The sequence below is a fragment of the Aurantiacibacter spongiae genome (assembly GCF_003815535.1).
Classification (GTDB): domain Bacteria; phylum Pseudomonadota; class Alphaproteobacteria; order Sphingomonadales; family Sphingomonadaceae; genus Alteraurantiacibacter; species Alteraurantiacibacter spongiae.
On record NZ_RPFZ01000001.1, the window covers coordinates 1,778,316 to 1,792,425 of the forward strand.

Annotated in this window: 12 protein-coding genes; 4 read left to right on the plus strand and 8 right to left on the minus strand. The window is 57.6% G+C overall.

Annotated features, from left to right (window positions below):
• Positions 1–24: 24 nt before the first annotated feature.
• Positions 25–2,949: a MobF family relaxase gene (gene mobF / locus EG799_RS08680; protein ID WP_123880373.1), complete on the plus strand. Its 2,925-nt coding sequence runs from the start codon at positions 25–27 to the stop codon at positions 2,947–2,949.
• 14 nt (positions 2,950–2,963) lie between these two features.
• Here mobF and EG799_RS08685 read toward each other — a convergent pair whose 3' ends face one another.
• Positions 2,964–3,599, minus strand: coding sequence for a S24 family peptidase (locus EG799_RS08685; RefSeq protein WP_123880375.1), 636 nt, complete (start codon positions 3,597–3,599; stop codon positions 2,964–2,966).
• 112 nt (positions 3,600–3,711) lie between these two features.
• Between EG799_RS08685 and EG799_RS08690 the strand changes: the two genes are divergently transcribed.
• On the plus strand, positions 3,712–3,897 hold the full coding sequence (locus tag EG799_RS08690) for a hypothetical protein (RefSeq protein WP_123880377.1): 186 nt from the start codon (positions 3,712–3,714) through the stop codon (positions 3,895–3,897).
• Between the two features lie 179 nt (positions 3,898–4,076).
• Here EG799_RS08690 and EG799_RS08695 read toward each other — a convergent pair whose 3' ends face one another.
• From EG799_RS08695 to EG799_RS08710, 4 genes are all read right to left on the minus strand, one after another.
• Positions 4,077–5,396: a 5-methylcytosine restriction system specificity protein McrC gene (locus EG799_RS08695; RefSeq protein WP_123880379.1), complete on the minus strand. Its 1,320-nt coding sequence runs from the start codon at positions 5,394–5,396 to the stop codon at positions 4,077–4,079.
• Between the two features lie 29 nt (positions 5,397–5,425).
• Complete coding sequence (locus tag EG799_RS08700) at positions 5,426–6,913, minus strand: McrB family protein (protein ID WP_123880381.1); 1,488 nt, start codon at positions 6,911–6,913, stop codon at positions 5,426–5,428.
• Between the two features lie 93 nt (positions 6,914–7,006).
• Positions 7,007–8,341: a DNA cytosine methyltransferase gene (locus tag EG799_RS08705; protein ID WP_199798279.1), complete on the minus strand. Its 1,335-nt coding sequence runs from the start codon at positions 8,339–8,341 to the stop codon at positions 7,007–7,009.
• Positions 8,328–8,513, minus strand: a complete 186-nt coding sequence (locus EG799_RS08710) for a hypothetical protein (protein WP_123880383.1) — start codon at positions 8,511–8,513, stop codon at positions 8,328–8,330. Before EG799_RS08710 ends, EG799_RS08705 begins: the two co-directional genes overlap by 14 nt.
• A 248-nt stretch (positions 8,514–8,761) precedes the next feature.
• Here EG799_RS08710 and EG799_RS14225 point away from each other — a divergent pair, with 248 nt between their 5' ends.
• Positions 8,762–9,250: a hypothetical protein gene (locus EG799_RS14225; RefSeq protein WP_123880385.1), complete on the plus strand. Its 489-nt coding sequence runs from the start codon at positions 8,762–8,764 to the stop codon at positions 9,248–9,250.
• Positions 9,251–9,383: 133 nt separating this feature from the next.
• On the opposite strand, the gene EG799_RS08720 is transcribed toward EG799_RS14225, so the two are convergent.
• Both EG799_RS08720 and EG799_RS08725 read right to left on the minus strand, forming a co-directional pair.
• Positions 9,384–10,685, minus strand: a complete 1,302-nt coding sequence (locus EG799_RS08720) for a type II toxin-antitoxin system HipA family toxin (RefSeq protein ID WP_123880387.1) — start codon at positions 10,683–10,685, stop codon at positions 9,384–9,386.
• Complete coding sequence (locus EG799_RS08725; protein WP_123880389.1) at positions 10,682–11,041, minus strand: helix-turn-helix domain-containing protein; 360 nt, start codon at positions 11,039–11,041, stop codon at positions 10,682–10,684. The genes EG799_RS08720 and EG799_RS08725 overlap by 4 nt, the downstream gene beginning before the upstream one ends.
• Before the next feature lie 143 nt (positions 11,042–11,184).
• On the opposite strand from EG799_RS08725, the gene EG799_RS08730 reads away from it, so the two are divergent.
• Complete coding sequence (locus tag EG799_RS08730) at positions 11,185–11,394, plus strand: hypothetical protein (protein ID WP_089217199.1); 210 nt, start codon at positions 11,185–11,187, stop codon at positions 11,392–11,394.
• Positions 11,395–11,398: 4 nt separating this feature from the next.
• Here EG799_RS08730 and EG799_RS08735 read toward each other — a convergent pair whose 3' ends face one another.
• Entirely contained in the window at positions 11,399–14,101 is a 2,703-nt protein-coding gene (locus EG799_RS08735; protein ID WP_123880391.1) for a conjugal transfer protein TraG N-terminal domain-containing protein, read from the minus strand.
• Positions 14,102–14,110 lie beyond the last annotated feature (9 nt).

The following is a 14,110-nucleotide window of genomic DNA, read 5'->3' on the forward strand; positions in this document are numbered from 1 at the left end:
GGAGCCCGACGAGGATTAGACTGGATGCTTTCCGTCGCCAATGTGCGCTCCCCTTCGGCTGCTGCGAGCTATTTCGCGGCAGACAATTACTACACCGGCGCCGATGCCGATCGTTCCGGAACCTGGGTCGGAAAGGGAGCGGAACGTCTTGGTCTGGAGGGGCGCGTCAGCACCGAGCAGTTCGATGCCTTGCTGCGGGGAGAACTTCCCGGCGGTATCCAGGTCGGCAACGCGGGCCAGGCCCACAGGCCGGGAACCGACCTCACGTTCTCGCTCCCGAAAAGCTGGTCGCTGCTCGCGCTGGTGGGCGGCGACCAGCGGATTATCGATGCCTATCGGGATGCCGTCATCGAGACCTTGCGCTGGGCAGAAAAGAACGCGGCGCAGACCCGGATGGGCAGTCAGGCTGGTTACGGGAAGGTCGCTACAGATAACCTGACGATTGGTCTTTTCCAGCACGACACCAACCGTAACCAGGAGCCAAACCTGCATTTTCACGCAGTAGTGGCGAATGTCACGCAAGGCAGCGACGGGAAGTGGCGCGCGCTTCGCAACGACAAACTTTGGTCGTTCAACACGCTGCTCAACTCGATGACGATGGCTCGCTTTCGTCTGGCAGTCGAGAAGATGTGCTACGAGGCTGGGCCGGTTGGAAAGCATGGCAACTTCGAAGCCGCGAGCATTGCCCGCGAGCAGGTCATGGCCTTTTCCACGCGGCGCGAAGAAGTCCTAGACGCGGTACGCCAGCTGGGTGAGAACACCCCGAAAACCCGCGACATTGCTGTGCTCGATACGAGGAAAAGCAAAGCGCCCGTCAGGGACCGGGAAGGCCTTCTCGATGCCTGGCGGCAGAAAGCCGAGGAAGTCGGGATTGACCTTGCCGGTTTGATCGATGCGTCGCAGATGCGGGCTGCAACGAAGGACATTCCCAGCTCCAAAGAAGCGAGCCTTCTTCAGCGTGGAATTGCGAAGCTGAGAGAGTTCGCGCAGCGGATCAAGGGCGATCCGGCGGATCTACTGATCCCTGCCCATGTCCTCAAGCAGGATGCACCGACCATCGCGGCCGCGCAGGCTGTTGCTTCCGCGGTGCGCCATCTCTCGCAGCGCGAGGCAGCCTTTCCCCGTGAGGGATTGCTGAAGGCGGCGCTCGATTTCGGGCTGCCGACGACGGTAGACCACATCGAAACCCGTGTGAACGCATTGGTCAGAAGCGGCGCACTCGAGCCCGGCAAAGGCGAACATAAAGGCTGGCTGGCGAGCCGGGAGGCGCTTGACCTTGAAGGCACTATTCTCGCGAATGTCGACCAGGGTCGAGGCGCGGTGTCGCCCATCCTGGATCGACCGGACGCCGCGCAGCGGGTTCAGGCTGTGGCCGCACTCAACCACGGAATTTCGCTCAACGAAGGGCAGGAGAATGCGGCGAGCCTTGTGCTCTCATCGCGTGACAGGATCGTAGCGATCCAGGGCATGGCCGGGGCGGGCAAAAGCAGCGTGATGAAGCCGGTTGCCCAGCTGCTCCGAGAGGAAGGCAAGCAGGTGCTGGGGCTCGCGGTGCAGAACACGCTCGTCCAAATGCTCGAGCGCGACACCGGCATCCGTTCGATGACCATCGCCCGCTTTCTCGCGCAATGGGGCCGACTTCTGCACGAGCCGGGAAATGCCACGTTGCTGAATGAGGCTCGGACCGCGCTCGGAGACCATGTCCTGTTGCTCGACGAGGCATCGATGGTGTCGAACGAGGACAAGGCCAAGCTGGTACGGCTGGCGAACCTAGCCGAAGTCCATCGTCTTGTTCTTGTCGGCGACAAGCAACAGCTAGGCGCCGTCGATGCCGGTAAGCCCTTCGACCTCGTCCAACAGGCAGGGATCGCGCGCGCCAAAATGGATGTGAATTTGCGCGGCCGCGATCCCGTCTTGCGGCGAGCCCAGGCCGCCGCGCAGGAAGGACGCATCGACGATGCGCTCCGGGCTCTTGCTCCTTCAACCATCGAGGCACGCGGGGACAGTGCGATTGTGGCTGCCGAAAAGTGGCTTTCGCTCAGCCCGGCGGATCGGGATCGGACGTCAATCTATGCGTCGGGACGGGCCTTGAGATCTGCGGTCAACGAAGCTGTCCAGCGCGGACTCAAGGCCAATGGCGAGCTCGGCCCACGATCGGGCCGGCTGACCGTTCATTCGCGGGTGAATGTGACACACGAGGAGCTGCGATACCTTCGCACATACCAACCGGGCATGGTCCTCAACTTTCGCTCGCGCGACAGCACCCAGAAACTCTCCAAGGGCGACTACACCGTCAAAACCATCGACCATGCGCGCAAGCAGCTCGTGCTTGAGGACAGGAAGGGGGGTCTTCGCAAGTTCAATCCCGCGCGTCTACGCCCCGGCGCAGACGATAGCCGGCTGTCGCTCTTCGAACGCAAACCGCTGTCCATCATTGGGGGTGACAAGATCCGTTGGACCGACAACGATCATAAGCGCGGGCTTTTCAACGCCGACCAGGCCAGGATCGTGGCCATCGACGCAAAGGGCGTCTTGGTGGAGACATCAGGGGGGAAGGAGCTCCGCCTGAGCCGCGGCGACCCCATGCTCAAACGCATGGACCTCGCCTATGCCCTCAATGCGCATATGGCGCAGGGACTGACCTCGGATCGCGGGATCGCGGTAATGGACAGCCGCGAACGCAATCTCGCCAATCGGCAGACCTTCCTGGTTACGGTCACCCGGCTTCGCGACGGCCTTACGCTGATTGTAGACAATGCCGAGAAACTCGGCCGGGCCATCAAGTCCAACAGCGGCGAGAAAGCTTCGGCTCTTGAAGTAACGCAAAGGCTCAAGGCGGCAGCTGCCAAGGGTCTTTCGCAAGACAAGGATGTCGCCAGCGCTTCGCCTGCAAGTGACAAGCCCGAACTCACCAAGGAAAGGGTCAAGCCTTTCGAAATCGGGATCTAAGCCAAGGGGAGCTCCTAAACCGCGCGTCCGAACCAGATGACACGCCCGACCACCTGAATTTCGGACCGGTCGACATCGTCCCAGCTGGGGTAGGCCGAATTATCGCTGCTGATGGTGATCTTGCGGCCACCGGGCTTGAGCGTCACACGTTTGACCACCAGCGCATCGTCGGCGCGCAGGACGTAGATGCCGTCGCGTAGCCGCGAACCCTGGTCCGACGCATCGACCAGCACTTCATCGCCATCGCTGAGTGTCGGCTCCATGGAGTCGCCCAGGACGTGGATGATAGAGAGACTGGCGCTCTTTGCCCGGGTCAACCGGCTAAGCCAGCGTTCGTCGAAACCGAACCGGGTATGGGCGGTCTCGCTTTCGGCAATCGCTCCAAAGCCCGCCGATGCATCGACATTGAGCACGGGTATTTCGATCAACCCGTCACGCATGGGTGCAGGCGGTCCGCCAAGCACTTGCTCGTCGACCCCGAAGAAGCTGGCAAGCGTGCGCCGGTCGTCATCGTCCAGCTTTCGCGGCGAGCCGCGCTTGATGAACTGCTGAATGTAGGACGAGTTTCGTCCGATCATCCGCGAGATCGAGGAATATCCGAGCCGTCGCTGCTGGATCAGGCGATCAAGCTCCTCTCTGACATGTTCCATCGTGTCGTTCCTTCTGACGGTCTCGGGAGAGAAGGAAATCTCCTAGACTCGATGGAACCTTCCTACTAAGAACAAAACAGGAACACAAGGGCGGAGTGAGTCGAGGAAGGCCATGAAATTGCTGGATCGAATTGAGCGTCATTTGAAAGAATCGCACATGTCGGCGACTCGGTTTGGTCGTCGGGCCGTTGGCGATCCGCGCTTTGTGCTTGATCTGAGGGCTGGTCGCAGGCCGCGCCGCCGAACCGTAGAAAAGTTGGAGCGCTACCTGGCCGAGCACGTAGGAATACGAAAATGATGGTCGAATGCTCCGCCCGGTGTGCGGTCAGGTCCCAATGTGCGCGTGTGGTCCCAAATTTACAGAGCGAATGATCAATACGCTAGATTTTGAGGCTCATTCTTGGACCGAGAGCAACTCTCATATTGCAGGCAGTTTCTGGAATCGGAGCAGTCGAAGTCTTGGGGTACCGACTGGCCTTAGACTGCAATCGGTTGGCCGTCAGCAAGGATGAGTGGTGGTGCGGCTAGGTCATCGCTAAGAAGCCGAGTTGCAGCATGAGTAAGCTGATCTTCGTTGTTCTCCAACACCCCGTCGAGTTCGAAATGATACTCGAATAGCTCAATGGGGAACGACGGTGGCCCGACCTCTCCAAGGCGGATTAGACCCGACGGGCCACCCCGGCGTTTGGGATAAATTAGCATCGCTTTGCGGCAGTGATAGCTCAGAGAATGAGTTATGATTTGATAGCGGTCTTCTTCCTTGGGTCGGGTCTTGTATTTCACGTCAGCAACCAGTCTTGGTGCCACCTGATCGTCCGCAAATATCAGAATGTCAGGCATCACCACGAACCTATCGCTGTCGTTCAACAGTGGTTTGGTGAACCCCTTGAGATTTCCATCCTGGACAAGAATCTGTGCACCGAGTGCATTCAGCTGGCTCCGCAGCACGTTGCGAATATAGGACTCAAAAACGCGGTCCAGATTGATCAAATAGGAGGGCAAAGACAGCCTTCGATCAGCGAAATCCAGTACCACGCTCGACCTATTTATCAGTTCGCGAGCGATCCAAATTGCCCTGCTATGGTGCGGTTTGAACCTCGGCAATTCGGCGAGCGCATCGGCAAACGAGCGTTCAATAGTGCTCCTAGGCGCGTCGGAAACCAATCCGTATGTGCGGATCGTTTCAGCGAAAACCGTCAACTCATTAGCAAGTGATCGTTGGCCACTTGCCAAGGGAATGGCGCGGCGCAGGGCTGCCTTCAGGATGCGATTTGTCGGATTGTCTATCGTGAAATCGAAGCCCTCAACTACGGCTCGCGTGGGTATTCCTCGTCCCCAAAACTGCTGCTCGCTTCGCCGGAAGTTCAGCTTTGGCTTGGGGATGTCCTCGCGGGAGACGCGCTGATAGTTTCTGTGGGAGCCTTCCTGCCTTATGGCTCTCAATTCGGTCGCGAAACTACGCAAGAGCAGCTCTGGCAGATAACCTGTCCATGCAGTGAAATCGTAGAGTCGATCCACTCCGACCCTTCGATCTAGGGATTGGTCAGACAGGGCTAACAATCGGGCCAGATTTGATATCGAAAACTTTGGAGAGATATCGAGTGCCAGACTCTCCGTAACTGGCAATCGTCCGATTACGCCGCCGATTTGCAGGACCATATGATCCCTGCCTTGGGTGACGCGAACGAGCGACCGATCGGTAGCGTCAGGTATGAATTTCAGTTCGCCACGGTCATCGAATAGATACTCGTGCGGTATCTCAAGTGAGCTGCGTTCTTGAGCGGGAAGGACTCTCACGTTGCGCGAGTTCTCAGGGCGTTTGGCGGCTAGGCATTGGTTTCCTCATTGCCGGTGACTTCGGTCACCGTTTGATCACCCGCGTCGTTAGCCGCGTCAACTTCGGTTTGGTCGGTTTCGCCTTGATCGGTTTCAGCATTTCCTGCCTCATTGCCAAACATCTCCTCGTACTTCTGCACGATAGCTTCCCATTTCTCGGGCTCGAATTGCAGCATTCGCTGCACCATAAAGCGGAGGCGAGAGCGCCAAACTTGCTCTACATCTGCTACCGTTCTGAGCCCGAAAAAGTGGGCATGTCCTACGCCATTCGGGACGGTTGCATTAAGGTTGTCAAAGAGGTGCAAGACCTTTCTCTGCAAGTCTTCCGGCATACCGTTTTCGGTCAACCTACGGCGTAGGACGTCCTTGTCGGGGTCAAACTCCACAATTTCAAACCGTCGAAGAAATGCGTCATCCATCTCGCCAACAGATCGATCATAGGGGTTGGCGGTGGCAATGATTATGAGGTTGGATGGAACGCTGTAGGGTTTGCCCGAATATCCCAAAGTGAAAGTTCGGTCGCGATAATCTGGCTCCACATAAGTCAGCATTTCTCCGAAAACCCTGCTTGGATCGCCTCGGGAAATTTCATCAATGACCATGACGTAGTGGTTATCCGCATCGGCGCGGGCTGCGTCGCAAAGCTTCAAAAAGTGCTTCGGTTTGATCTCATATTTGATGGAGGTCTGATCCGCAGCAAGTGTCGGAGAATAGCCCTCTACAAAGTCGTCATAGGCCATAGAAGGGTGGAATTGGAGGAACGCGATGCGATTTCCATTTGCACCGGTCAGAGCGTTCGCCACTCTGTGGGCATGCCATGTCTTGCCAGTACCAGGTGAGCCGAGAAAGAGAAAATTCAGCTCATTTCGCTCGTTGATCGCTCTTTCTACCATTCGCAGAACAGGATCGTCTGCCGATGCTATCCCCCCATTTTGGGGAACCTCATTTTCTGGGATAAACTCCAGCATATCGAGCAGCTCATCTGCATGAGCGACTAGGTTATCTGAAAGCTCCGGGTAGAGCAGCTTGATCGCGGTTAGGAGGGCACTAGTGTTTTCGCGGGGATCATCCCGGACTCGCTGGACTGCGTTGTTCCTCGACGATTTGATCCCGATAACAGGGTACTTTGAAAAGTACTTATAAAGTGTCGCGCTTCGTTCGAGAAAATCGAACTGATCCAAGCTCTTTGGAAACACCGAGATTACGCGAAGGGTGAACGTGCTCTCGTCATTAAACCCTTCCCCGCGATCCAGGCCGACAATCTTGGCGATCCCGCGAAGCCCCTGCTTCCAAGCGGTTTCCACGCCCTGATTGTTGTCCGAACCTAGATAGATGAAAGCGTAGTCGCCCTCATCTATGGTTTCCTCGACCTGCTTGCACGTGAACTCGAAGTCGAAAGGCGGCTCGGAAGTTCCGTCCGAAAACCGCCGAATTGTCGGAACGCTATCCTTTCCCAATCGAACAACAACGAATCCCATGCAAAGCCCCTCGCTCCCGCCTCATGTCAGGTCAGAACCAAGGAGTTGCAGAACCTTGAGCGCAAATGCAACTCAAAGCATTGTAAGGATTGGCTAGGCGGCAGCTCGCCTACTGCTCTTGGGAAGGCAAACTCCACTTTCTGGGCCGTATTGCACCATATGGCGCAATGCCCGATCCATCGGCCCAAAAAGGGTCCGGTTCTGGCTGTCAACTCGACGCAAGATCCCTTCTGCTGCGTTTGCGCTCAAGAAGTATCTTGCGTCAGGAACGACCCTCTCGATCACTTCAATAAGCTTCATCTCTGTTGGCCGATTAGGGGCTGGCGGAGCAGCTAAATCCCAACAGTCGTCACCTATGGCGTAGCCGCCAGATTGCCATTTGAGCTGCTGCACTGCCCCATCTTCGGAAAGGTGCAATTCGCTCAGTCTCGATTTGCGGAGTGTCCTACCCTTGAAGTCTGGCGCAAGGTTGACCGCACTTTTCCAATTTTTGGATCGTGGCTTGGACAGCTCCGCCTTCAATCGCTTAGCGATCCATTGGGCAACAGGCACAGACACCGCGTTCCCGAGTGCTTTGTACCTGAGACTATCCTCATCTGCTGGACGGATGGGCGACGCACCAGTGTTAGTGGTCCAACCCACTGGGAAACCTTGCAACCCCTCGCATTCTGTCGGGGTCAGCCGCCGAACAGCATCTTCATAGGAAACATAGGTCCGGCTCCAATCGGTGCCGGTATGCCGTCCCGATGTCGCGGCCAGACAGTATGCGACTTCCGCAACAATTGCTCCCGAAGAATTGCAGCGGCTGTCCCGGAGGAAGCCGTCACGCACACCTGCTGGTTTACGTCCTGGCTTATTTTCATAAAGAACTTTGATTGGAAGTTCCGCGGATGTGCGAGAGGCACAAACGAAAACTCTCGGTCGCGACTGAGGCGAACCAAAATAGCGGCTGTTCATCACCCTCCAGGCAACAGCGTAACCGAGTGAGGTCAGTTCCTCGACCACCACTCGAAAGTCTTGCCCATTGTGCGAACTGAGAAGTCCGACGACGTTCTCGAGCAGGATCGTGTCCGGCTTCCGTGATCGCACAAGCTCCAGAAAGCTAAAGAAGAGGCCGCTGTTCTTGCCGGCCAATCCGTCTCTCTTGTTCGACCCCCGCGCAACTGAAACGTCCTGACAGGGAAATCCTCCACACCATACCTCCGCCTGAGGCAGGTTTGACGGATCAATCTTCGTGATATCGTCGAACAGGGTGACTTGAGGCCAGTGTGACGCGAGGACACCTTGGCAGAACGTGTCGATCTCACATTGGGCAGCGGCGGCGAACCCCTCGCGCTCGAGCGCCAAATCGAATCCACCGATGCCTGCGAAGAACGAATTGAAGGTCCGCTTTCGTTTCGAAACTTTTCCGCTGTCATCCATTTTCATTATCCCCGGCCTGATGGTCGAGCTTCATCTCAGACTGAAGCGCGAAGTTTTCGTTCTCTAAATGTTCTCGGATCAGACGGCAAATCAAAGTTGACTTTTTGTACCCGTTTTGATCGCAATACGCTTGGAAGCGCGTGGAATCCGGTGCCGGCAGAATGACCGATATTCGCATCGTAGCGTCTCCTTATGCGCAGTCGTTAGCATAAATGTGCAAAAGTGCGTAGAAAGTCAAATTTTGGCAAGTCTGAGGTGGACCTTAGGTTTAGGGCTGTGGCCGTCAAAAAGACCCGCTTTGCGCCGATTGTCTCTGACGAGGCGAGCTTGGCTTAAACCTGAGAAACCGGAAACAATTCAATGAAATATGCTAGCATCGCCCGACACCTCCGCCCCTATCGAATGGTGCGCAAAAGACGTACTACGGTGAATCACATGTTTGCTGCTTCAATCGCTCCAAACGATCCATACGAGGTCGATCGAGTTCGTGCGGCGGTGGCTACGCTTGGGAACGATCCTGAAGGTGATTTGGAATGTGCGTACTGCGGCGACGATGCGGAGACTTGGGACCACATATTTGCCACTGTGAAAGACAGCCGGTTCAGTGGGCATGGTCACCGAGTTGGAAATCTGCTTCCGTGTTGCAAGCCTTGCAATTCTAAAAAGGGTAACAAGGCTTGGGAGACATATCTCGCTACGCTCCCCCTCGCCAAAGCGGATTTTAGACGCCGACATGCTCGAATTGAGCGATATCTCAGCACATACTCCTCTATCGATCAGATTCAGCTTCGAACTGAAGATCACCGAAGGCTTGACGAAATCCGCGAAACGATCCTCGATCTCATGGCAAAAGCGGATGTGATTGCTGAACGGATCAGAACACATCTTCAATCTCAGGAGAAAGCAGACGAATAGTTTTTACCGTCACTTCGGCGGCATTCGGAAGGCATCGAAATAATATTTTGTATTGCCTACCCTATTTCTGCTACAGCTTCGATTGCCGCGTGATCGCTAAGGCGCGCAAACTGCTGCGTCCGGGGCGTCGAATCTATATGACTTCAGTCCGGAACTGGGCTTTTACTCGCTCTGCGACTTCCACGGGAACGGCCGCTAGGGCTGTGAACTTCTCCCAAAGACCGATTGCGGCTTTAATTTCTTCAATCATGGCTCTGATCTCGCCTGTCTTTAGGTCACCGAACTTTCCGAAAGTCAGTAGGTCTTCGAGTTCGAAGCCATCGGTCTTCCCGGCAAGTGACATCTGGTGTTCGTTGGTCCAGTCGCCATCAGGATTGTAGGCGTAGACGACATCGAATGCGGGCGAGAGGCTCCAGCGACCCGCGCTATTCATGAGGAAGGCAATGTTCTTGGTGTGGTCGTCCTGGTTGCGAATGAAGACATTGAGCAGCGCGCGGCGTACCTGCTCTTTGATCGCCTCGCGGCCGAGACCGAGCATGCGGATTGTCTCGATCGCCTGCTCGTAGCTGTATGCGCGAGCGAGGTTGAAATCGAAATGGCGCATCGCGCAAAGCGACTGCATGTGGAGCTTCTTGCCGTCAGGCGTGCGGTCGAAGCGCTGGGTCATGAAATGTGCCCGCCCACCTTCTTCGTGCAGACGAGAGCGAGCCATGTCGATGCCAGCCTCTCGGGCTAGCAGATAGCAGGCGTATTCAAGCCGGCCGAAGCCCATCGGGTCGGCGAGTTCCTTGTCGGCATTGCCCGACACGCCATCGAATTTGATCAGCCATTGCGTATAGCCGGGCCCTGCAGTCAGCTGCCCTGAATGGAATTCTCCGGTCTCCTCATTCCAGGCGAGGACGGCCTTGGCCCGGGCGCCACCAGCAGATGTGCCGACGCGCAAGATTTCTTGAAGTGCGCGATGATCATCTTCACCCTTGAGCACACCGGCGAGTTCTTCACGCGCGGCAATGACCCTGTTGGCGAGCTCGACAAGCGGAGCGATATCGACCGGCCGGCCCTGTTCACGGCGCTCACCGGTAGCAGGCTCGAATTCGAGCGCGCCCATGCCTCGGCGACCGGTATAGCAAAGGCGCTCGACCGGATCGAAGCTGTCGGCTGTGCGGCCCTGCTCGGCAAGCCAACGGTTGATCAGGGCGTTGCCAAACTTGTCGGGCAGGCTGTCTGCCAGCATGCCCGGTAGACCTTTGAAGGTCTCGTAATTCAGGGCGGGAAAGTCGTAGACGCCACTTCGCAGGGGCATTGCGAGCGGGGCGACTTCGATACCGCTGCGGCTGAATTCCGGAGTGTATTCGAAAACCCCGACATCGCGATCCTCATCCCACAGGACGGCGCCGATCTGACGGCCCCAGAGATTGACTACGGCACGCGTCATGGGGCCTCGTCACCCCAGCTCCATTCCTCGCCAGCCTCACGTTCAGAAGACTTGCGCACCCTTTGTCGCGCCTTGCCGGTGTCGGACCGGGGATCAAGCGGGCTCAGCTTGGCGTCCGGCATGACATCCAGAAGGCGGTCTTCAATTTCAAGCGCACGCATGATCCTGGCAAGGCTATCGATGGTCCCGCCATTGCCGGCTTCCAAGCGGGCGAGCGTTGAACGCGAGATGCCAGCCATTTCCGCAAGATCGGCCTGCTTGAGATTGCGTGATATGCGATATGCTTCGATCTGCTTCCCGAGGTCGGATAGCAGTACCGAGAGAGGGCGCAGATCTGCTGAATCATAATGTGGCATTATCGAGACATTATCTCCAATATGCAGCGTTGTGTAGCGATTTTGCGTCTTTACATGAAGGCACTTAATGTGTCAATATCGAGACCTAAATTAGCTTATCACCGATAATGCATCAAAATTGCTACTTTATTTAGGTCGGAGTGATGGAAATGGATGATGAGAAGGGTCACAATGACGAGACGGACTGGAAGGGCCTACGAGAGATCGACCGTGCCATCTCCGAAAATCGCCTCACGTCCTACTCATGGAAGAAGGCCTGGGCTGACCCATGGGGGCGGGTTGGCTTCATTGCATTCGCCATCCTTCTCATAGCATTCATCATCTATGTGGTGATCTACGACTTGGTGCTTTGACCACCTACCATTCCTTTACGTCGTCGGCAGCTTCCTCGCTTGCGCCCGTGGCGCCTTGCGTTTGGCGGTCCAGGTAACCTCGAACGGTACCAATCCTTCCACGACCCTGCTGGCGAACCCGCTCGACCTCATCCGTGATGTCAGACCGATCCGGAGCGTCGGGCATTGAGGGACCACCCGCAGAACCTACAGCTCCCCTAGCTCGCACCTGTCCAGCACTCCCGATCCCGGGGCGGCTGACAGGAGCGAAGTCCGGCAATGAAAGGTCGGCTTCGATGTCGTCCTGCAGCCGATCGGCATAGCTTTCGACAAACCGAGATTGCAGCTGCTGGCCGCGCGCGCTCATCTGGAACTCGATGTCGTCGAAGCGCACCGGCCCGTAATAGTCGCGATTGGCTTCCATCTCGGCCATGCCCCATTCGCGATAGGCCTGGCTCAGGTTCAGCGTGCCTGCGGCGCTGTTGGCCTCGTACCAGCTGGCCTGGTTCTCGAGGCGACTGGCCATCTCTTCGGCCCGACGCGCCTCTCGCGTATAGCTCTCGGCTTCGGTCAGCGATCGGCTGAGACCCGACGAGCTGGTCGATACCTGCGATACCGAGCTTGAGCTCGTCTCGCGCAGAAAGCCTTCACGCGTATTCGACCAGTTGCGGCTATCCGAAAGCTGCCGCAGCGTCCCCATGATCCTGCCGCGATCTTCCGAGGCGATCCCGATATCGCTGTCCGTCCAAGTCTGATTGCGACCACCCCGCAAACCAGCAGACGCCTGTACCGGCCCCCTTTCTCCCTTCAGACCAATTCCAGCGTCACCATTCAAGAACCAAGACACAGTAATGTCGTCGGAGGCGCGCCGGGACAGGCCGAACTGCTGCTGAAGCGTCCTTGAAGCATTGTCGACTTCACTGAATGCCGTGCCGATGCTGTCGTTCGTGCCGACGCCGCTGACTGTGTCGGAGCTCTGACCCTGGCTGTAGGCATTGCGGATTTCGCTGAACCGGGTGAGCGCAGAGCTCGTCGATTGCTGAGCGAGGTTGGCATAGGTCTCGCTCTGCGTCCGGCTCTGGCTCGCCATCGTTCCGAGGCGGCCGGTGAAGTCCTGCCCCAGCGTCGGCGTGAACGGATAGCTTGAATTCGGGACAGCAGCGAACTCGCCATCGGGGAAGCTGGTGGTTTGCGTGCCGCTGTCGCTGAAACCACGCGTCTGTGCCGCGCCATAGGCGATGTTGGGTGCAAGATTGCCCTGCGCAAACTGGCGGGAAAAGACTGTCGAATTGTCGATGTTCGAATTGCCGAGCGAGACATTGCCGGTGCTCGCTTCGCGCGAGGCTTCCTCGGCTGCGTTCTGGCTCGGGTTGAGATAGCTCGTTGCCTGGCCCGAGATCGACAGCGCACCACGTGCCACCCCGCCGGCAAGGAACGGGATCGAGGCGACAAGATAGCCCGCCAAGATGCCGATATCGCTGTTGACGTCGCTCATGCCGGCAAAGGTCGCGAGGCTGAGGCCTGTGCTGCCGCCAGCGGCGGCGACATCGCCCGCGCCTTTGAACATCAGGATCATGTGCAGGATGACGAAGAGCGGTCCCCACGCCGCAAGGTAGAAGAAGCCGGTGACGTAACCTCTCAATGCAATGGGTCCGGTCCGCGGCATCAGGAACAGCGGAAACAGGACAGGGAACAGCGCGTAGAACACCACTGTCAGCACGACATTGAGGATTGGGACCCATTTCATCGCGTTGTGCGCGATCGAGGAATAGGTCCGCTCGGTCTGAATATCGGCCCGGGTCTGCGCGAAGACGTCAATGCTGCCGGTGCCGCTCGCCCCGGCAAAACCGTGCATGGCCTGGTTCATGGCATTGATCGTCAGCACCTGACGAAAGATGTCGCTCGCGCTACGCGAGATGCCGGTGAGATACTGGTAAGCAATCGGCAGGTCCGCCATGAGCTTGGCCTTGGCGAGCGCTTCGGTTTGTCGCGGATAGAGCTGACGCCCCGCGACAAGCGTCATCTCGTCAATGAGGCTCGCCCATTGCCCCGAAAGCGCGGTGTAGGCTTCGCGGCAGGTTATTATCGAAGCCGTCACGCTGTCGTCGGCCTGCCGGGTCAGGAATTTCTGCGCGCGCGCCGCGCTCCCCGGTGCGATCGTCGTCCAGATGTCATCGCTCTCGGACAGCTCCTTCATCGAATAGCGGCCGAGCAGCAGATCGTAGAACACGCATTGCCGGACATGCTCGTCGAAGTTCGCAGCAAACTCCGGATCGGAAATGCGCAAGCTCCGCGTCGATTCGAGCAGGCGCGCGCCATAGATCATGCCATTCTTCGAGTAGTTGAGGTCGTCCGGCAGGCCGAATACGAGCTCGGCCGAGCGGGTCAGATAGTCCCCCGCCTGGCTGGTGAAACTTGCCATCAGGGCAAGCCCGAGCGGGACATTGGCTACCGTTGCCGGTGCAAGACTGGGATTGACCCGGTCGGTCACGTGGACGTCCATGCGCGGCACCATCAGGCACATGTAGATGAGCGTCGCACCGAGGAACCAGTTGAGCCAGGCACGCCAGTCCTGGTTGAACGCGACCACGATGACCGCGAGCACCATGCCCATCACCAGCGCGACCTGGATCAGGCTCTTGTAGCCGCCCGCACCGGTCCAGGCGGCAACGGCGTTGAGGACATTGACGATATACTCGCCGCCGCCGACCGTGAAAATCTCGACCATGCTGCCTGA